Below are 20,814 nucleotides of genomic sequence, written 5' to 3' on the forward strand. Positions count from 1 at the left end.
AATGAAACAGGAATATGATATTATAGTAGTAGGTGCCGGTCCGGCTGGTTCAATGGCAGCCCGTTACGCTGCTGATCAGGGAGTGAGCGTGCTGGTGCTTGAAAAAGACCGTGATGTGGGCTACCCGGTCCGCTGCGGAGAAGCGGTAAGCAAAGAAGGGGTCGAAGAGTTTATTCCATCAGACGAAAAATGGATTACAGCTCATATCACCAAATTTGCCATGATTGCCCCGGATGGTACCGAGGCAGTCATTGAACTCCCCGGTGAAGGGTATATACTTGAGCGGAGAATCTTTGATTATGAGCTGGCGAAATCGGCAGCTGCCTCGGGAGCCGAATATATAACCCGTGCCTATGTAAACGGACTGATCATTGAAGATGATACCGTAAAAGGGGTGAAGTATCAGTTCAGAGGAGAGGATAAGGAAGTCCGCGCTAAAATTGTGATTGCAGCAGACGGGGTTGAAAGCAGAGTGGGAAGATGGGCCGGACTGAAAACCCACATAGACTTCAGGGATATGGAGTGCTGCTCACAGGCAACAGTGAGCGGGCTTCAGGTGAATACGGATACCTGTTACTTTTATTTTGGCGAGAATGTAGCCCCAAGCGGATACTTCTGGGTATTTCCCAAAGGAGAGGGTATCGCAAATGTGGGGCTGGGAGTGAGCGGAGCGGTAGGCAAAAAACGCTCGGCGCTATCTTTCCTGAATAATTTTATGGAACAGCACTATCCGAATGCATCTATACTGACCTGCATAGCAGGCGGTGTACCCTGCTCGCCAACACTTGATAAAATAACCGGCAAAGGAATAATGCTTGTCGGGGATGCAGCACGTCAGGTGAACCCTTTAAGCGGCGGCGGAATAGCAAGCGGAATGATAGGAGGAAAACTGGCCGGCATTACCGCGGGAGAAGCGATACTAACCGGAAACCTGAATCATATACACGAATATGAAAAGCGCTGGCATGACCGGCTTGGCAGAAGGCATGAGACCTTTAACCGGATAAAAGAAGGTATATATAACTTTAAGGATGAAAAGTTTAATGCCATTGCGCATTCTTTTAATAAGGTACCCTATGAGAAGCGGTCACTGGGGAACTTATTCACCACCGCGCTTTTTAATCAGCCTTCTCTGCTGATAGATGTGGCAAAAGTATTTCTGATAAAATGAAAAAGAAAAAACAGAAGAAAGAAGAAAAGCAGAATCAACCGGATCTGCAGCAGCCGCAAGAGAAGAAAAAATATCCCTGGTGGTTTTACGCAGTCGGGTTTTCGCTTCCGGTTATATTTTTATTGCTCCTCGAGGCCGGTCTCAGATTATTCAATTACGGAAGAGAATATGAGGTGTTTTCGGAACTCTCTGAAGTATATCCCGGTATGCTCTTTCTTAATCCGGATATAACGCATAAGTACTTCGTAAACCTGGAATCACCCCCGGGTACTATCCCTGATGGATTTTACCGTGAAAAGAAACCGAATACCTTCCGCGTTTTTGTCCTCGGAGAAAGCAGCACAGCGGGCTGGCCGTATGTTCCCAACGCAAGTTTCCCCCGCTATATCCGCAGAAAGCTGCAAAAGCTGTATATCAATCATCATGTAGAAGTTATTAATCTTGGGGTTTCGGCAATATCAAGCTATACGATTCTTGATTTTGCAAAAGCCGCCGCTGAACATGATCCTGATCTGGTACTGGTTTACACCGGACACAATGAGTATTATGGTGCTCTTGGCGCCGGTTCAACACAGAGTCTGGGAGCAAGCCGATGGTTTATTAATACGATGCTTTCACTGCAGGAGTATAAAACAGTTCAGCTGCTTCAAAACTCTATTAAGGGAATCTGGTCTGCCGCTGCCTCGTTTGGCGATGACGCAAAGGGAACCACAAATGAGACCCTAATGGCCAGGATGATCGGTGAAAGTCTTATTCCTTACGGTTCTCCGGTATATGAAAACGGTAAAGAACAGTTCAGAGGGAATCTCGAAGATATACTGGAGGTATTCAGGGAGAAACAGATTCCGGTTATCCTCAGTTCGGTTGCATCCAACCTGAAAGATCTGCCCCCGTTTATCCCGGGTGATACTTCAGATGAAAACAGTGCCGGCCGTATATATGCCTCTGCCGGAGAAAAACTTTCTGCCGGCGATACTGCCGCTGCTTTGAAGCTTTACAGCCGCGCGCGCGATCTTGATCCGCTCCGCTTCCGTGCTTCTTCCGACATGAATCAGATTATCCGCGATATATCAAAGAAATCCAATACGCCATTTGTGGATGCTGAATCTGAGCTTAACAGGATAGCTGAAGCCGGCATCACGGGAGCTGATCTGATGACGGATCATCTTCATCCTAACATCAGAGGATACAGTTATATCGGAGAGCTTTTCTTCGAAAAGATGAAAGAGCTGAGCTATTTGCCTGGAAAAGAAATCCCCCCTGCTGATATCGAAAAAGCAATTGACAGCATACTGGCTGATGATTTTCCTTTTACACCGCTTGACTCGGTCATAGCCGATTTGCGTCTGCGGATTCTGCTCGGCGGATATCCGTTTGTTCCGCGGGGAGAACCGAACCTTCTGGTGAAAAACTTTGTCAGAAAGAACCGGATTGATTCCCTGGCCGCGGAAGTGGTTGACCGTATAATCCTGTGGGAGGACGCTCATTACCGGATGGCGGAATATTATCTGCAGAGGGGGGATATATATTCCGCGGAGAAAGAAATCAGAGCGCTGGTGCAGGACCGTCCCCAGAATAAATCAAATTACGAGCAGGCCGCCCGGATGTTTATTGAAGCCGGGATGTATGATGATGCGATGAGATATCTGGTACCTATTCATAAGCTTGGACCTACAGAGTACTCCTATAAATGGATGGGGGCAATTTATCTGCAGCAGGGGGTATATAAGCGGGCTGTTGATTATCTGAGCGGCGCGCTTAAGTTTAATCAGCAGGATCCCCAGGTGTGGTATAATCTTGCGGGTGCGTATTACTATAACGGCAGAAATCAGGAAGCAATTGATGCAGTAAAGCGGTGCATTCAGATTGATCCGCAGAATACAGCCGCGAAGAGCTTTTATATACAGCTTAGTCAGATTACGGGACTCAAATAATCACAAATTATTATGGACAATAGAACTTTGGCTGTAATATATTCTGATAACCAGACTCCTTTATCTCCCGCAGATTACGCAGATTAACGCAGATGACTGCAGCGAAATCTGCGGAAATCATTGAGTATTTCTCGAAACTTTTTACTAACCGCATTTACTCTGCAAATAGATAATTTAAAATAAAAATCCTCCGCAGGTGGAGGCGGAGGATTTGCATTGATGAAGGAACTTTATCAGGATGCTTCCAGCTCAGTAACGGTTTCTCTTCGTATAGTGAGTGTGAAGCAGTTTGTGTGACTTCTTCCCAAGCGGACCCTCGGGGAGGAAGTCTTTGTATATCTGAACTATTTCAGGGTTCTCATGTGATTTCCTGACCTCCTTGCCTTCATCTTCAGCATAAATTGCGGCAATTCTTTTCTTTCTTATTGCGTCATTTGTTGGTATCGGCTGACCGCCTCCGCCGATGCATCCGCCGGGGCATGCCATAATTTCAATGAAGTGATATGGAGATTCATTCTTCTTTATCTGCTCCATGATGGTTCTGGCATTTTTAAGACCGTGAGCTATAGCGACACGCAGTTCAACACCCTCAAGGAAATCCCATTCAGGTTTGCAACCCTTAAGCAGGATTGATGCCTCCTTTATTTTTTCAAGTCCGCGTGCGGCTGTAATATTCAGGTTCTTGAACGGTACCGGCTTTCCGGTAACGATTTCATAGACGGTTCTGAGAGCAGCTTCCATAACACCGCCGGTTGCTCCGAAGAGCACAGCAGCGCCGGAGGAGTCACCCATCATGCTGTCAAATTTTTCATCATCCAGTTTGCCGAAATCAATACCTGCCTGCCGGATCATTCTGCCAAGCTCCCTGGTGGTAAGACCGGCATCAATATCCTGGAATCCGCTGGATTTCATTTCAGGACGGTTGGCCTCAAACTTCTTTGCTGCACAGGGCATAACCGAAACTGATACAATATCTTCCGGTTTGATACCTTTCTTGTGGGCGTAATAAGTTTTTGCCAGAGCTCCGAACATCTGCTGGGGAGATTTGCAGGTGGACAAATGATCCAAATGTTCGGGATACATATGTTCTATATATTTTACCCATCCCGGGGAGCAGGATGTGATCATCGGAAGTGCTACGTTTTCCTTATCCTGAAATGCTTTTTTAAGGCGCATTAGCAGTTCCGATCCTTCTTCCATGATGGTCAGATCTGCTGTGAAATCTGTATCCAGGACTGAATCGAAACCAAGTTTTTTCATCGCCGCGACCATTTTGCCGGTAACTCTCTGACCCGGCGGATAGTCAAGCGTTTCTCCAAGTGCCACACGGACACTTGGCGCGGAATTAATGATCACATGCTTGCCCGGATCTCCTATTGCTTCCCATATATCATCATAATATCTTCTTTCGGTGAGCGCGCCGGTTGGGCAATGTATAACGCACTGGCCGCAGTTAACACAAACCACTTCGTTAAGAGGAAGATCCATGAAGGTTGAAATCTTCATATCCTTTCCTTTGTGCGCAACGGTTATTGCGTTCACATGCTGCAATTCGGAACAGGTACGCACGCATCGCTGGCAGCGTACGCATTTACTGTCATCTTTTTCAATTGACCATGATGACTGGTCAACTTCGAGATTCGCTTTTAGTACACTCAGGTAGCGTGTGTTGTCAACATTATATTCAGCTGCAAGACTCTGCAGTTCGCAGTTAAGACTCCTGAAGCATGTAGTACACTGAGTATTATGTTCTGATACTAAAAGTGCAATCACATCTTTGCGGGCATTTCTTACAACGGGGGAACTTGTGTGAACAATCATGCCGTTTGAAGCAGGAGTGGCACAGGAGGCAACAAGAGTGCGTGAGCCTTCAACCTCAACAACGCAAATACGGCAATTGCCCGCTACACATAAATCTTCATGATAACAGAGCGTTGGGATATTAACTTTTGCTTTATGAGCGGCCTGAAGTATTGAGGTTCCTTCCGGAACAGTTACTTCACGGTTATCAATAGTAAGTGTGATATAGTTTTCCATAATTCAGCTCCTAATAAATCATTTCTTCAGCAAAGTTTGTAACAATAGAAGAGAAGGAATTCGCGACAGACTGTCCGAGTCCGCACTTGGAAGTAATCTTCATTGTTTCGCTGAGTTTAAGTAGCTGATTAAGGTAATCCGGACTTTTCACACCCTTCTTAACAGCCTCGATGCCGTTTTTGAGCTGCTGGCATCCGATGCGGCATGGGGTGCACTGTCCGCAGGATTCCTCTGCAAAGAAGTCAAGATAGTTCCTGAGGATATTATACATGGAGCGCGAGCTGTTAAAAAGCATCATAGAGCCGCCGGTAGGGAGTGAGTCACCGGTGAGGCCACCGCGGTAGCCGATAGTGGTCTCATTGAACTTCTTACGGGGAACGCAGAAACCCGATGCACCTCCCACCTGTACAGCTTTAGTGTCTCCGTCACCAAACTCGTCAACAAACTCGGCAAGGGAAAGGCCGAACTCCAGGTCATATATACCCGGCTTCGGAGTATCACCTGATACGGAGAAAAGTTTAGAACCGCGGGAATCCTGAATGCCGAGCTTCTTGAATTCATCCGGTCCAATACGGCAAACCATAAATGCTGAAACAAGAGTTTCAACATTATTTACCACTGTGGGTTTTCCGAGATATCCGTTGGTTGTGGGGAAAGGAGGTTTGTTTCTCGGTTCGCCACGTTTCCCCTCCATGCTTTGCAGCAGGGCGGTTTCTTCACCGCATATATAAGCGCCGCATCCCATGAAGATTTCAACTTTAAACTTAATATTGTTGCTCTTCATGATTTTGTGGAACTCTTCCAGTTCTTTATACAGTTTGTTAACCAGAAATGCATATTCGGCGCGAAGATAAATATATCCTTTAGCTGCTCCGGTTACTCTTGAGGCTATTGCCATGCCGGCAAGAACCCGTTTTGGCACCCTGTCAAGTATTTCTCTGTCCTTAAAAGTGCCGGGTTCTCCTTCATCCGCGTTGCAGACAATATACTTATCATCAGCAACAGCTTCAGCACAAAGTTTCCATTTAAGTCCGGTAGGGAAACCGGCACCGCCTCTTCCTTTCAGGCCGGATTCAATTAAGTCTTTAAGGATGTCCTCATTTTTTCTCTCAAGCAGTTCGAAGAGGATTTTATATTCTTCATGGGAGTAGTTTCCGAGGATCAGGTCAACTTTTCGTAATGATAATTTCATGATGTTTTCTCCCTATCTGTTCTTGTAACTGGTGATGATCTGGCGGACTTTTTCGGGTGTAAGGTCAGTGTATGCTTCATTATTGATAAGCATTGCCGGTGCCTTATGGCAGAGTCCGAGGCAGTTTGTGTAGCAGAGGGAAAATTTTCTGTTGTGAGTTGTCTGCCCCATTTTTATTTTAAGAAGATTCTCAAGCGTGTCAACAATGAGTTTTTTATTTTTCATATCACAGACAATGGTTTTGCAGATACGAATAACAAATTCCCCCTGCGGCGAGCCGCTCAGAAAGGAGTAAAAGGTTGCCTTACCAAAGACCTCAGCCGAAGAAATATCGAGCTGCCTGGCAATCTCAACCATGGATTCATCGGAAATGTAATGGAATTTTTCATAAACTCCGCGCAGGATGGGGAGCAACTGACGCCGTTCTTTACCGTATTTAAGCGTCAGTTCCGTTACGGTGGATTCTACTAATGTCATATTTTAACTCTCCGGGTTCACATTCAGTTAGCTAACTGTCCTCTTTGCACTCGGAAAGACTTCTTCAGCAGAAAAATATCTGCATTTCAAAATTAGGCAGAATAAAAATCACTTCAAACGGAAACTAATAATTATTTTTACTGTTATATATATCATTTGACGGGCCTGACAGCATGTAAAATAATTCATCAGACACAGCCTTAAAGATGTTATTTTTGTAAACACTTTTTTCAAGCAATGTTCACTTATTCAACACCCAGGAGGATCGTTTATGAGGAAAATTTTATCACCGGAGCCGCTGATGCAGGATTTTGGTTTGCTGATCGCCAGAGTCTGGCTTGGCATTACCTTTATCATATTTCACGGATATAAGAAAATTATCAACCCTGGCGGATGGGAGAAACTGGGTTCAAATATGGCTCATCTGGGGCTGGATTTTGCCCCGACATTCTGGGGTTTTATGGCGGCTTTTACAGAATCCTTCGGGGCTCTCTTTCTGATGCTGGGGTTATTTACCAGACCGGTCTCCGGACTGCTTGCCTTTACCATGCTGGTTGCCACCCTGAAGCATGTTATGGCTGAGGAAAAGTATTCCTATCCTTTGGAAATGATGGCGGTTTTTCTTCTGATTGCATTTCTTGGGGCGGGACGCTACAGTCTGGATCAACTACTCTTCCGGAAATGATTTAGCGTTCACCTTGTTTTCTTTTAGTCTGCCGGAGAAATATGTGCTTCTCCGGCAGCTTTGTATATATACCAGGTTAAAGACCATAATTAATCCTGCCGGGTTGCTTATTTTGCCAGTTATCTTTTAAAAATAAGTAACGTTTGACAAATGATTTTTCATAACAGGCTTCTGCCCCTTCTTCTTTTACCGGCTTTGCTTTTTGGGGGAACTGCCGACTCTCTGAAAAAATTACTCCCATCAGCAAGGGGAGAAGAACGTGTTGACCTACTCATTTCTCTGAGCAGGCACTATACTGACAGGGAACCGGATTCCTCACTTGTATTTGCAAAAATGGCGAAAGACTATCATGTGAAACAGGATAATCCGGAAAAAGATTACAGAGTATTCTTCACTCTTGCGCTTGCTTATGACTATCTTTCCAAACTTGACAGCGCTCTTTTGTGGTATGAAAAAGCACATGCAGCCGCGGCAAGGGAAGGCAATAGCAAAGATCAGGCCGGTGTTCTGAGCAATATCGGTATTGTGTATAAGAACCGCTCGCAGATGGAGCTGGCAATCAGAAATCAGATGAAAGCCAGGAATATATATGAAGAACTTCAGGATACGGTTGGCGTTATAAGAACCACCGTTAATATTGCAACGGTATATAGTAATCTCTGGGACATGGCTAATGCAGTTGTTTATTATACCCAGGCTTTGGAATTGTCAAAAAAGATTAATCTTGAAATAGGTGTACTGATTGCATCTTCGGGGCTCGGGGTTGTGGAACTGCGGAGAAAAAATACTGAAGCGGCATACGAATATTTATCCGCTTTTTACAAAAAGGCAAAGGAGATGAAAAGCAATACATTCATTTTAAATGCCGCGCTTAATCTCGGGGATTGTCATATTCTTATGAATGAACCGGAGACTGCTCTGATATATCTGAATGAAGCCGGACGCATTGCCCAAAAAATGGAGGACTGGGAGTCTCTGATTAATATAGATGCCGGAAAGGCGCTTTGTTACGCAAAACTTGGCGATTTTACGAAAGGGGAAGGATTGATGATGAGGGCGCTGGAGCAATCAAAAAATTCAAAAGACAGAATGCTCAAAAAAACAGTTCTTGAACATATTGTTAATTTTTATCTTATGAAAAATGACGCTAAAGCTGCTATGCGTTATTTTGACCGCTTCACCATGATTTCTGACAGTCTTAGCATCATAGCCGGATCTGAGGCAGTTAAACTTTTGCTGAGTAATTACGAACTGGAAAAAAAAGAGCGGGAAATTGCTGATCTGAAAAACAAGGAGCAGAAACTTGAAATTCAGAGACAGCAGCTCATTATTTTACTGGTTTCCATTTTGCTTGCAACCGGTATCGGTATCATTATCTACCTGTTTAATCAGAATAAACGAAAACTCCGTTATGCTAAAGAACTTGAAACGGAGATTGAACTTCGGAAGCAGGCTGAAATGCAGACTCTTATTGATACCAATAATAAATTGCAGCTTATCATGAAGTTTGCAAAACTTGGCTACTGTGAAGTGGAGGAACGCGAGCGTGTGGTTACCTCAGCTGATTTGCTTTTCACCAACATATTTGGCGTGCATCCGCTTCCTCAGAAAAGGTTGACGTTTAATGAAATAGCGCTGTATTTCAGCAAAGAATCACGTTATGTTTTCAGGGACTACGTTGAAAAGTATTTTGCTGATCCTCAGAGGATGCAGGGAAAGCAATATGACATCCCATTTACTTCTTCCGGAGGAAGAGATTTTTTTGCAAGCTTTCTTGTACTCCCTGACTCCGAGAGCACTCCGGGTAATCTTCATATGCGGGTACTGATACAGGATATTACCGAAAGAAAAACTAATGAGGAGTATATTGCCTCTGCCAATAAACGGCTCACTGAACTGAATGCAGTAAAAGACCGCTTTTTCTCGATTATTGCACATGATCTGAAGAGTCCGTTCCATGGGCTTATTGGTATAACACAGCTCATAAGCACAGAACTCAGCCCGAAGCTGACTCAGGAGGAAGCTGAACTTGTTAATTATCTTCACTCCATCTCCAAAAACACGTTTGAATTGCTGGAAAACCTGCTTGAATGGTCCAGAACGCAGACCGGCGGCATTACATATACACCTGAAACCATTATGCTTGATGAGCTTGTGAAGAAGGTGATATCAGTTCAATCAGGGCAGGCAAAAAGCAAAGGTGTCCGTCTGACAGCTGATTATGAATCTGGAATTTTTGTTTATGCAGACCGGTATATGCTTACGGCTGTACTGAGAAATCTGCTGTCAAACGCGATTAAATTCTCTTACCCGGAAACGGAGGTTTCCATCAGCTATTCAAAAGAAGGAACAAATGCCATTGTGTGCGTTGCGGATCAGGGGGTAGGAATTCCGGATGAAATAAGCACCAAGCTGTTCCGAATAGAGGAAAAAATAAGCACACCGGGAACCAATGACGAACCGGGAACGGGACTGGGACTTGCGCTTGCACATGAGTTTATTGTAAAGAACGGCGGAGATATCCGGGTTGAAAGCAAGCTTAATGAAGGAAGCCGGTTTTATTTCTCACTGCCCCTTTCAAAAGGGCAGTGAGTCTAATATAGATTGGTCAGATCTGCCTGCGTATATATACTACTGCAGGCGGAACTGAACCGGAATAACGATTTTTACTTTAACTTTCTTCCCATTATGCTCTCCCGGAGTAAAGCTGGTTTTGTTTATTGCCGCGAGTGCGGCAGCGTCAAGTTCAGGATGAGCACCTTTTATCACCTCTGAGGAGAGAATTTTACCGTTTTCTCCGATAACAACCGAAACAAAAACTTTTCCCTGAATGCCGGCATTTTTAGCGGAAACCGGATATACAACTGCTTTAAGAAGCGCTTCCATTCCGCCAATGATTTCAGGCATCTTATCAGCTTCGGTCAGGATATCGTTTTTGCTCTCCTTGTCGGTATCGTCCTTTTGCGTTTTTTTATCCTTGCTCAGTTTGAATGAAACTGGTATGGTAATTTTTACGCGGACATTTTTGCCGTTCTTCTGCCCCGGAGTAAATTTTGTTTTCCGGATAGCGCTGACCGCAGCTTCATCGAGAAGTTTATCCGCGCTTTTCTCAACGGAAATTGAACCGGGTTCTCCTTTTTCATTGATAATCGTACTGACAAAAACAATGCCCTCTTTGCCTGCCTTTGCCGCTTCTTTTGGATAGATAACATTTTTCATAATGGCTTCAATGCCGCCTTCAGGCATTGGCATTACATCCGCTTCGGTATATACTGTGGTATCGGATGACTCAGCCAGCAGCGCCAGTTCCGGTTCAGGAAGGATGGTTTTTATGGCATCCTGTGCGAGCAGGCCTCCTCCGAGCAATATAAAAATGATTAGATATTTCATGACTTCTCCTTTTAGTTGTTAATTACCGGTTTAACCGTAACCACCGGAAAACTGTTATACAGCATTTCAATGGTCTGATTTTGTGTTTTAATTTTTTCGTCAAGCTGTGCAAGTGACATTCTGTAAGACTGCAGTTCAGACATCAGGAAAAACGCAATGAGTGCAAAAACCACCGCGAAAGCACCGGCGGCAGGAAGCATCCACTGCTGAAATCTGCCCGCACGGAACTGCTGTACCGGCTTAGAAGCGACTGACATCAGAATTTTGTTATCCAGTGCATCCGGAAAATCTTCTTCAGAAAGCTCAACCCCGCTTCTCAGAAGATGCAGGTTTCTGAAATAGTCCCGCGCCTCTTCATCGGCAGACATCATTGAAAAAAGTGCCGGTTCATCCTTCTTTGAAAGTTCACCGTCAAAGTATGCGTTGATAAGTTCCGTAAGATTACTATTCTTTTCCATGTTACACCTTGTTGTAATACCCTGAGAATTTCTTAATAAGTTTTTGCCGTGTTTTAAATAGCCGGCTTTTTACCAGATTCTGATCAATATCCAGCAGAGCAGCAATTTCCTCATAATGAAGCCCGCCATACTCCCTGAGGACGAATACCTCCCGCTGTTCGGGAGGGAGCTTTTCAAGTTCCTTGTTCACCAGAGTACCGAGTTCCTGAATTGAGTATTCAGATTCAGGGTCATTTCCGCCGCTCATCTGAAGGTCATCCGTATCATACGGGGTATCCAGGTCCGTTTTTATTTTTTTCTGGCGGAACCAGTTAAACACCTCATTCCGGGCGGTGCGGAAGAGCCAGAATTCAACTGAGGCCTGATTTCTGATGGTATCAAAGTTTTCGTAAAATTTAAGGTACACGCTCTGCACCAGGTCCTCAGTGAGCATTCTGTTGCCGGTCATTTTGAGGACGTAATTAAAAATCCGCTTCTTAGTCCTGTTATAATGAACGGTAAAGGGTATTATCTCATTCATATGCTGCTGTGCTTTCTCATACTTAAAAGATGACCAGGAGGAGGAAAAGTTGCCACTAATGAAAAATTTTTTCTGAATAATGATAAAAATAGGCAGATAAGAGAAAAAACAGAGAGATAAACGCTGAAAATGAATAAAAAACGGGGCATCCGGCATAGTTATGGATGGCACAAATGTTGATAGCCATAAATATAGGTTTGAAGGAAACAATCAATGCACACTGAAAACGATTCGATTTATTCAATAGGTACAGCAGCCAGACTAACCGGAATAAGCGTCCACACACTCAGACTATATGAGCGGGAGGGGCTTGTAAGGCCGGTAAAATCCTCAGGCAATCAGCGGCTATACTCGGACAGTGATATTGAACGCATCCGGTGCATCCGGGACGCGATTAATTCCGAAAAAATAAGCATTGCCGGAATCCGCCATATTCATGGAATGATACCCTGCTGGAAGATTAAGAACTGCCCTGATGAGCAGAGAATCGTTTGTAAGGCATTTACCGGAAACGGCAACGGCGGCTGCTGGACATATGAGCATGAGGGAAACGTCTGCAGCACCAGTGAGTGCCGCGAGTGCCCCGTCTATCAGTTCTCAAGCAACTGCAAATCAGTAAAGCTGCTTGTTACCGGAAACTATTCTGAATTACAAAACATCTGATATATAAAAAGCAGACAACGGACTAAACCACCATGAAAAAGATACTGCTTTCAGTTCTCGTGCTTGCACTGGGAACGTTTCTGATACTCAATCTCCTGATCGGAAAGAATGAGTTTCAGAATAACCTCCCCGAACTGAAAGAAAAATTCGCGAAAAAAGAAAAAACCTCAGCCGATCACACCAAATTCACTCAGCTTCAGAAAGATTTTACGCGCCCGCAGGAAGTTACCGCGGCATGCATCTCCTGCCACAATGAACGGCATACAGAAGTGATGCAGACCTCCCACTGGAACTGGGAACGGACAGAATATATACCAGGAAAAGGAATTAAGCGCGTCGGAAAGAAAAATATCCTCAATAATTTCTGTATCGGTATAGCAGGCAACGAACAGAGCTGCAACAAATGCCACATCGGTTACGGCTGGAATGAACCGGATTTCGATTTTAAGGATCCTACCAATGTTGACTGCCTTGCCTGTCATGATAACAGCAATGAATATATGAAGCAAAACAGCGGAGCGGGCATGCCTGATCCTTCTGTTAACCTTGCTTTTGTGGCGCAGCGCGTGGGGAAACCTCAGCGTGAAAACTGCGGTACCTGCCACTTCCTTGGCGGCGGCGGTAACAACGTTAAACACGGTGATCTTGAAACCGAGTTGTTCGCCACTACCAGGGATATTGACGTGCACATGGGTATTGATGCCAGCAATCTGAGCTGTGTTGACTGCCATACCGCGGAAAACCATCAGATGAAAGGAAAGGTTTTTTCACTTTCATCAATGAATAAAGACAGGTCAGAGTGCGAAACGTGTCATTCCAATCTGCCGCATGAAAACCCGGTTCTGAATGAACATACGCAGAAAGTTGCCTGCCAGACCTGCCATATACCCCTCTATGCAAAGGCTAATCCTACCAAGATGACCTGGGACTGGTCAACCGCCGGAAAACTTAAGGATGGCAAGCCCTATGTTGAGCTTGATGAATTCGGCAAAGAGGCATATACCAGTCTGAAGGGAAATTTTACCTGGGCGAAGAATGTTGAACCGGAGTATATATGGTTCAACGGAACCGCTTCACACTATCTGCTGGGTGATACTCTTGATCCCGGTCAGACACTGCAGCTTAACCGGCTCTACGGAAGTTATAATGACCCGATGGCTAAAATTATTCCGGTTAAGATACACCGTGCCAAGCAGATTTATGATGCGGAACATAAATATCTCATTCAGCCAAAGACAGTTTCAAACTTTGAAGGAGACGGCGGTTTCTGGAGAGAATTTGACTGGAACAGAGCTTCTGAAGAAGGCATGAAACGGCTAAACCTGCCGTATAGCGGCAGCTACGACTTTGTAAAAACAGAAATGACCTGGCCTCTGAACCACATGGTTGCGCCTAAAGAGCAGTCACTTGCATGTGCTGACTGCCACACCCGTGAAAACAGCAGACTTGCATCACTGACTGACTTCTATCTGCCGGGAAGAGATTACTCCCCCGCGGTTGATACTCTGGGAGCAGGTGTTATTTTCTTTACGGCTCTTGGCATTATTACTCACGCTGTCGCCCGCATTATGAAGTGGAGAAAGAAGAAGGAAGGGAACAAAGTGGCAGCAGAAAAAAATGAGGAGCAGGAAAATGAAAAGTCATAAGAAAAAAGAAAAGGTTTATGTATATCGTTCATATGAACGGTTCTGGCACTGGACCCAGGCGCTGCTGATGATTATTCTGATGGTTACCGGGTTTGAAATCCACGGCAATATATCATTCTTCGGATTTGAATATGCGGTCTCCATACACAGCACTTCGGCAATAATACTGGTGGTGCTTACGGTATTCACTATCTTCTGGCATCTGAGCACCGGTGAGTGGAGGCAGTATATACCCACGCGGCAGAATATTAAAGCACAGCTTCATTATTACGTATTCGGTATCTTTGAAGATGCCCCGCATCCGTTCCGCAAGACCAAACTGAGCAAGCTGAATCCTTTGCAGAAGCTGGTTTATGCAGGTCTGAAGGTGTTTATCATTCCCCTGATGATACTTACGGGACTTGCGTATATGTATTACCGCTACCCTCATTATAACAAAATCGCTCAGCTTAATATAGCCGGCCTGAAAGTAATTGCACTTCTGCATACGTTCGGTGCCTTTCTTTTGGTTGCGTTTTTCCTGGCTCATTTATATCTGATGACAACAGGCGAAACGGTTACCTCCAATCTGAAGGCGATGGTTACCGGTTATGAAGAGCTTGAAACGGACGAGAGCAAAGAAGACAAACATGTGATTATTTCTGAAAAGCAGGAGACGCTTTCAGAGAAAGAAGCAGTATCATGAAAACAAAATACATGAATCCTTATCTGGCAGGATTTCTTCTCGGACTCCTGCTCATCGGAACATTTTATATATCAGGCCGCGGACTTGGCGCAAGCGGGGCAATCAAGGCAGTAACCGTTCATACGGTAAATGTGGTTGCGCCTGAACACTCACAGGGAAACGGATTTTACGCGGCATTCAACTCATCCCGTGCCGGCAACCCGCTGCGAGACTGGCTGGTTCTGGAAGTATTCGGCGTTATTATCGGTGCATTCATTTCGGGACTGATCTCTGACCGGCTGAAATTTACTACCGAGGGAGGACCGCGGGTAAAGAACGGCATGAGGCTGATATTTGCTTTTGCCGGAGGTCTTCTTTTCTCATTCGGCGCGCAGTTTGCAAGAGGATGCACCAGCGGCGCTGCTCTGACCGGTATGGCAATTCTTTCAACTGCCGGATTTGTTACCATGATGGCGATATTCGGCACCGGTTATGCTATCGCTTATTTCTTCAGAAAATTGTGGATATAGGAGGAAAATATGGGACCATTAGTACCTGATTTTATCGGTGAAGAGTTCAATCTGATTGCGGCGCTTATTATCGGCATTGCATTCGGATATATACTTGAGCAGGCGGGCTTTTCATCTTCAAAGCGGCTTGCCGGAGTTTTCTACGGATATGATTTTACCGTGCTCCGGGTGTTCTTTACCGCCGGAGTTACCGCTGTAGTCGGAATCATTCTGCTTGAGCAGTTCAGTCTTATTGATGCGGATTTTATTTTCATTAATCCAACCTGGTTATATCCTGCAATCGCGGGAGGAGTGGTTATGGGATTCGGATTTATCCTTGGGGGTTACTGTCCCGGGACTAGTATTTGTGCGGCAGCCATAGGCAAAAAGGATGCTATGATATTTGTTCTTGGTGCCCTTGCCGGTGTATTTCTGTTCGCTGAACTCTTTCCTTATCTCGCGGAGTTTTATGATTCAAGTTACCTTGGAGCAGTTAAGGTATATGAATCGCTGAGTATCTCACGCGGACTATTTATCATAATTCTTATACCGGTTGCGGTTGCAGCTTTCTATTTTACAACGAAGATTGAGAAGAAAGTCAGCAGGGATGCTGACGGGCACTCATTCAAGAGCGGACGGCACTTTGGTTTTGCTGCTGTGCTGATAGCCATAACACTGGTTCTTGCACTGCTTCCTGAAAAACGGGAACAGCTGATGGAGGAAGCAAAAACACTGGCAGCCGACCCGGCATCTGCTTATCCGGTTATGGATAGTGATGAACTTGCATTCCGCATTCTGGAGGAGGATCATACCATGCATGTATTTCATATTACGACGGAAGACTCCAAAGACACCATGATGCTCCCCGGCTCAGAACAGATCGGGCTGAACATGATTGCGGCAAAAGAGGGAAGTGTTCTTCTGGGAAGCACATTTGCCAAAAAGATTCTGGTGGCAGAGGATGAAAATACAGAAAAAGTTGCATATCAGCTTGCCTCACTTATGGGGTTTAATAATTTGTATATACTAAAGGGGGGGATGGCTGAATTCCGCAACTCCATCTTTGCCAGGGAGAACATTGAACTGGTTCGCCAGAGTGATGTTGTGCTGGCGGATTTCCGGGCTGATGCCTGCACACGAATAGAAAAGATGATTCTTGCGGCTCAGTCAGGACCAGTAAAAACTGCTTCGGTTAAAAAAGTAAAAGGCGGCTGTTAAAACTCGTTGGATTTGTAACAAGAACCCCTGCTTTGTCCGGCGGATGTGAACCCGATACACCCGCCGGACAGCTTATTCACTTCTTTTTATCACCCTCGTCCTCCATCAGCCGATAAGCAGAGCGCTGAGTAATGGCTCTTTTCCCTTACCGGTTTTACCCCTATTTTATCATGATTGTTTAATAAAATTATGGCAATATGAAACTTTTATTAATTGTACTCGGCTTTTTTATAATGCCAGCAGAAGGAGTATTTGCCCAAATGACTGATGCAGACCTCATAGCACAAGCTCTTCACAAGAGCGCTGACGACTGGAACAGGGGAGATATTGAGGCATATATGAATGCTTATCATAAATCCGATTCTCTCCTCTTTGTAGGATCAAAAGGGCTGACTTTTGGCTGGCATCAAACATTAGCGAACTATAAGAAAAGTTATCCGGATGCTGAAACTATGGGGCAGCTTGCATTCACCATTCATAAACTTGAAGTGCTTGATGCCTCGTCAGCGTTTTTGCTGGGGGGATGGAAGCTCACAAGAAAGAAAGGTGATGTGAGCGGTTACTTTACACTCCTCTGGAAAAAGATTGACGGGGAGTGGGTGATAGTTATAGACCACTCTTCATAACTGAGATTAATAATTCTTTCTGGTTTTACCGTGTTGCTTATGAAACTGTATACAACGTTATTGATTCTGGTAATTTTATCATCTTCCTCCCGTGCAGAAAATCCCGTCCTCTTCAGGGGGAGCGGGCTTGCCTACGCAGACAAAATGCTGGTGATGACCCTTGCCGGAATTGTGAACCGCGACGCTGCCCGGTTATATCTCTGGAATGTGTATGAAACCTGGTCATTCAAAAACACGGATGAAACCTGGGGTGATATATACCGCCAGAGGGGAGGAGTGGTTTTCGATACAATCAGCACGGTCAGCCAGCTGGTGAACAGATTCCGCGCCAGGATTAACGGAGGTGTGGTGTATGACTTTAACAGGTTTTACGGGAACTTCAGCGGACAGAGTTTTAACTGGCAGGCAGAATATGCATCTTTGATAGGCGGATTAACCAACAGACTTCCTGTCACCACAACTCTGGCTGCTGCATATAATTTACAGATAAGTGACTCTGTTCTGGCGCATGATTCATTTGACGGCGACAGTTCACGTTATCTGCCGGGGCGTCTTGAACAGCCGCAGCATCCCTGGAACAATACTTCGCTGACCGAAGAGCAGCGATACCTGGCACTAATTGACTGGGGAATAAGGAATATCCTGCCGCTATGCAATCCCGCTAAATTCTATATACGCGAACTAACGGATTTTACGGTGAAGGAGAGAATGTTTCAGGTAAATCTTGCCGGAACGGAGGATCTGAACTTTAACTCACTGCCGGCAGCAAAAGCTGAACTGATTGAGCGGCTGCTGGTTTTTATGCAGGGAAAAAATCCCAATGATATTTTTCATATATACGGCTGGATGAGGCCTGAACCGCTTACGCAGTGGTTTGCGACGTATAATGCATCATTTCATGAAACGCTGCTGGGTAATCTTTCCTGGCATACCTCTTTCCGGGTTCCTGATGAGACGCTGGTGCTGAGAGCTAAAGTTAATGGAGATACGGTTGAAGTGAGGAATAAATTTTATCTCCTGCTGATAAGCAGTGAAGGAGATGCATCGAACTGGGTGGTGGGGCTGCAGTCAGGCGCATGGGTTTCATCTGACCGTGGTTCGGTTCCGTTTGGATGGGGCATTAATCTGCATCTGCTTTCCATGATGCCTTTTATAGCAAAGTATTATTACGATACTGCCACAGAGAAAGATGGTTTTATCAGTGTAACCTCTCCGCTGGGCTATGCATATCCTGATCTCTGGACTGCTGCAGCGCTGCCTTCGGCTCACGCTGCTTCAATTGAACTGATGAATCATTTCAGCCTGAAAGAAATCTACGGCTATAAGCATTATGCATCATCCGGTTCGGTGATTTACCGTGGAAGAACAATTAATAACAGTTTTAACTTTCAGAAGTATGGTCAGTTTCAAAAGAATATCGGGGCTGAGATAACATTCCTTTTTGATCCGATGCTGGCAACACAGACGCCAAACCAATCATACGGATCGCTGCTGTTTAACCATGTGAATGACGGTACCTTTTACGGCAGCGCAACAGATATACCGGCAATGGCGGCAAGGATTAAAACAGCGGTGCAGAATAAAACAAAGCCGTACTTTTATCTGGCAGGTTACCAGCGTATGCGCCATAACAGTGCGTCTCTGATAAACTCCCCCGGGTCGTCTGATATCACACCGCAGAAACTGAAGCAGTTGCATGATATATTAAAATCAGATCCGGATATTGGTGCCGATATTGAATTTGTAACACCGCAGTATTTTTCTGCTTTGCTCAGAAAAAAGCTTGGGCTTACCGGAGCGGAGGATGAAAATATTATGACGATATCTGATTACGGCCTCCGGAATTATCCGAATCCGTTTAACAGCAGTACCCGGATACAGATTGAGATGCCTGAAAGCGGTTATGCAGAACTTGTGATATATAATATGGCCGGTGAGTTACAAGAGGTTCTTCACCGGGGCGGGCTTGAAAAGGGAAAACACTATATGAATCTGGATGCTGCCGGTTATCCATCAGGAATATATTTTGCGATGCTGAAGAGTGGTACGGGAATTAAGAAAACAGCAAAGCTTCTGCTGATGAAATAATCAGCTCGGGCTTTGCAACTGAACCCGCATGGCGGGTGACCGGTTAATAGGAAAGTCATCAAACGACAAACCCTGAACCCGCATCGCGGGTGTCCGGTTAATAGGAAGGCAAGGAAAACGCGTCCCTGAACCCGCATCGCGGGCGACCGGTTAATAGGAAAGCAATCAAGTGACAATCCCTGAACCCGCATCGCGGGCGACCTGTTAATAGGAAAGCAATCTAACGACAAAGCCCTGAACCTGCATCGCGGGTGACCTGTTAATAGGAAAGCAATCAAACGACAAACCCTGAACCCGCATCGCGGGTGACCTGTTAATAGGAAAGTCATCAAACGACAAACCCTGAACCCGCATCGCGGGCGACCCGTTAATAGGAAAGCAATCAAACGACAAACCCTGAACCCGCATCGCGGGCGACCCGTTAATAGGAAGGCAAGGAAAACGCGTCCCTGAACCCGCATCGCGGGTGTCCGGTTAATAGGAAAGTAATCAAACGACAAAACCCTGAACCCGCATGGTGGGTGACCTGTTAATAGAAAATCAATCAAACGACAAAACCCTGAACCCGCATCGCGGGTATCCGGTTAATAGGAAAGCAATCAAACGACAAAACCCTGAACCCGCATTGCGGGTGACCCGTTCTGACCTGAATAAAATTCCAGATTTGAATTCAATCAAAATTCATATTTTTGAGCAACGCTATAGCTTTTTCTGCAAAATGAATTGAGAAAATCATGGCAAACACATATACGCAACTCTACATTCATATTATCTTTGCAACAAAAACACGCATGGGTGTAATTTCGCCGCAATGGCAAGAAGATTTATACAAATACATTTCTGGTATTATTAAGAACCGGAAGCAAAAGTTATACATTATTAACGGAATGACGGATCATATCCATATACTGGTCAGTATGTCTCCAGACCTTTCGGTTTCGGATTTGGTCAGAGATGTTAAAGCAGTCTCGTCTAAATATATTAATGAAAATAAGCTTGTTGCAGGCCGTTTTGAATGGCAGCGGGGATTTGGGGCGTTTTCGGTGAGTCCATCCAAGCTGGAGTCGGTAATTGATTATATAAAGGATCAGGAAGAGCATCATCGGATAAAGTCATTCAGAGAGGAATATGAATGGCTGTTGAAAGCGCATGCAGTTGATTATGATCCGCGGTATATAATTGATTCTGAGGAATAGGCGAAATTTGTGATGGGTCACCCGCTCCGCGGGTTTAGGGAGTGGTGCAATAGGTTTGATTTTATTAACGGGTCACCCGCTCCGCGGGTTTAGGGAGTTGTGCAATAGGTTTGGTTTTATTGACGGGTCACCCGCTCCGCAGGTTCAGGGAGTTGTGCGATAGGTTTGATTTTATTAACGGGTCACCCGCTCCGCGGGTTTAGGGAGTGATGCAATAGGTTTGGTTTTATTAACGGGTCACCCGCTCCGCGGGTTTAGGGAGTGGTGCAATAGGTTTGGTTTTATTAACGGGTTACCCGCTCCGCGGGTTCAAGGAGTGGTGCAATAGCTTTAACTTTAT

The 20,814-nt window shown here is 45.1% G+C and carries 18 protein-coding genes; 12 read left to right on the forward strand and 6 right to left on the reverse strand.

Annotated elements, in window-relative coordinates; genetic code table 11:
* Position 1 precedes the first annotated feature (1 nt).
* Entirely contained in the window at positions 2-1,171 is a 1,170-nt protein-coding gene (locus tag HRU80_04965) for an NAD(P)/FAD-dependent oxidoreductase (GenBank protein QOJ28260.1), read from the forward strand.
* Positions 1,168-3,105 (forward strand): tetratricopeptide repeat protein, encoded by a 1,938-nt coding sequence (locus tag HRU80_04970; protein ID QOJ28261.1) that lies wholly within the window; start codon positions 1,168-1,170, stop codon positions 3,103-3,105. Before HRU80_04965 ends, HRU80_04970 begins: the two co-directional genes overlap by 4 nt.
* Positions 3,106-3,354: 249 nt before the next feature.
* Here HRU80_04970 and HRU80_04975 read toward each other — a convergent pair whose 3' ends face one another.
* Genes HRU80_04975 through HRU80_04985 form a run of 3 tightly spaced genes read right to left on the reverse strand, consistent with a single transcriptional unit; the run spans position 3,355 to position 6,811 of the window.
* Entirely contained in the window at positions 3,355-5,142 is a 1,788-nt protein-coding gene (locus HRU80_04975; GenBank protein QOJ28262.1) for an iron hydrogenase small subunit, read from the reverse strand.
* 10 nt (positions 5,143-5,152) lie between these two features.
* Entirely contained in the window at positions 5,153-6,334 is a 1,182-nt protein-coding gene (locus HRU80_04980; protein QOJ28263.1) for an NADH-quinone oxidoreductase subunit E, read from the reverse strand.
* A gap of 12 nt (positions 6,335-6,346) precedes the next feature.
* On the reverse strand, positions 6,347-6,811 hold the full coding sequence (locus HRU80_04985) for an NAD(P)H-dependent oxidoreductase subunit E (GenBank protein QOJ28264.1): 465 nt from the start codon (positions 6,809-6,811) through the stop codon (positions 6,347-6,349).
* A gap of 301 nt (positions 6,812-7,112) precedes the next feature.
* Here HRU80_04985 and HRU80_04990 point away from each other — a divergent pair, with 301 nt between their 5' ends.
* Entirely contained in the window at positions 7,113-7,496 is a 384-nt protein-coding gene (locus HRU80_04990) for a DoxX family protein (GenBank protein QOJ30458.1), read from the forward strand.
* A gap of 150 nt (positions 7,497-7,646) precedes the next feature.
* Positions 7,647-10,088 carry a tetratricopeptide repeat-containing sensor histidine kinase gene (locus HRU80_04995; protein QOJ28265.1) on the forward strand — a complete coding sequence of 814 codons (2,442 nt, stop codon included), beginning with the start codon at positions 7,647-7,649 and terminating at the stop codon, positions 10,086-10,088.
* 39 nt (positions 10,089-10,127) lie between these two features.
* Here the strand turns inward: HRU80_04995 and HRU80_05000 are convergent, their stop codons facing one another.
* From HRU80_05000 to HRU80_05010, 3 genes are read right to left on the reverse strand one after another with little or no spacing between them, the layout of a single operon-like run.
* Positions 10,128-10,886 carry an energy transducer TonB gene (locus HRU80_05000; GenBank protein ID QOJ28266.1) on the reverse strand — a complete coding sequence of 253 codons (759 nt, stop codon included), beginning with the start codon at positions 10,884-10,886 and terminating at the stop codon, positions 10,128-10,130.
* A gap of 11 nt (positions 10,887-10,897) precedes the next feature.
* Entirely contained in the window at positions 10,898-11,344 is a 447-nt protein-coding gene (locus HRU80_05005; GenBank protein QOJ28267.1) for a hypothetical protein, read from the reverse strand.
* Between the two features lies 1 nt (position 11,345).
* Entirely contained in the window at positions 11,346-11,864 is a 519-nt protein-coding gene (locus HRU80_05010; protein QOJ28268.1) for an RNA polymerase sigma factor, read from the reverse strand.
* Positions 11,865-12,077: 213 nt separating this feature from the next.
* Between HRU80_05010 and HRU80_05015 the strand changes: the two genes are divergently transcribed.
* The 8 genes from HRU80_05015 (at position 12,078) to tnpA (ending at position 20,474) form a co-directional block, all read left to right on the forward strand.
* Positions 12,078-12,527, forward strand: a complete 450-nt coding sequence (locus tag HRU80_05015) for a MerR family transcriptional regulator (protein ID QOJ28269.1) — start codon at positions 12,078-12,080, stop codon at positions 12,525-12,527.
* Positions 12,528-12,559: 32 nt separating this feature from the next.
* Positions 12,560-14,173 (forward strand): tetrathionate reductase family octaheme c-type cytochrome, encoded by a 1,614-nt coding sequence (locus tag HRU80_05020; protein ID QOJ28270.1) that lies wholly within the window; start codon positions 12,560-12,562, stop codon positions 14,171-14,173.
* The gene (locus HRU80_05025; GenBank protein QOJ28271.1) at positions 14,160-14,858 is read left to right on the forward strand and encodes a cytochrome b/b6 domain-containing protein; all 699 of its coding nucleotides are present in this window, start codon (positions 14,160-14,162) and stop codon (positions 14,856-14,858) included. The genes HRU80_05020 and HRU80_05025 overlap by 14 nt, the downstream gene beginning before the upstream one ends.
* A complete protein-coding gene (locus tag HRU80_05030) occupies positions 14,855-15,367 on the forward strand; it encodes a YeeE/YedE family protein (GenBank protein QOJ28272.1) in 513 nt (170 codons plus the stop codon). The genes HRU80_05025 and HRU80_05030 overlap by 4 nt, the downstream gene beginning before the upstream one ends.
* A 9-nt stretch (positions 15,368-15,376) precedes the next feature.
* Positions 15,377-16,564, forward strand: coding sequence for a YeeE/YedE family protein (locus tag HRU80_05035; protein QOJ28273.1), 1,188 nt, complete (start codon positions 15,377-15,379; stop codon positions 16,562-16,564).
* Positions 16,565-16,761: 197 nt separating this feature from the next.
* Positions 16,762-17,190 (forward strand): nuclear transport factor 2 family protein, encoded by a 429-nt coding sequence (locus tag HRU80_05040; protein ID QOJ28274.1) that lies wholly within the window; start codon positions 16,762-16,764, stop codon positions 17,188-17,190.
* Between the two features lie 39 nt (positions 17,191-17,229).
* Positions 17,230-19,278, forward strand: coding sequence for a T9SS type A sorting domain-containing protein (locus HRU80_05045; GenBank protein QOJ28275.1), 2,049 nt, complete (start codon positions 17,230-17,232; stop codon positions 19,276-19,278).
* 734 nt (positions 19,279-20,012) lie between these two features.
* Complete coding sequence (tnpA, locus tag HRU80_05050; GenBank protein QOJ28276.1) at positions 20,013-20,474, forward strand: IS200/IS605 family transposase; 462 nt, start codon at positions 20,013-20,015, stop codon at positions 20,472-20,474.
* Positions 20,475-20,814: the final 340 nt, after the last annotated feature.

It is taken from the genome of Ignavibacteriales bacterium (assembly GCA_015709675.1).
Lineage (GTDB): Bacteria > Bacteroidota > Ignavibacteria > Ignavibacteriales > Ignavibacteriaceae > H2-BAC3.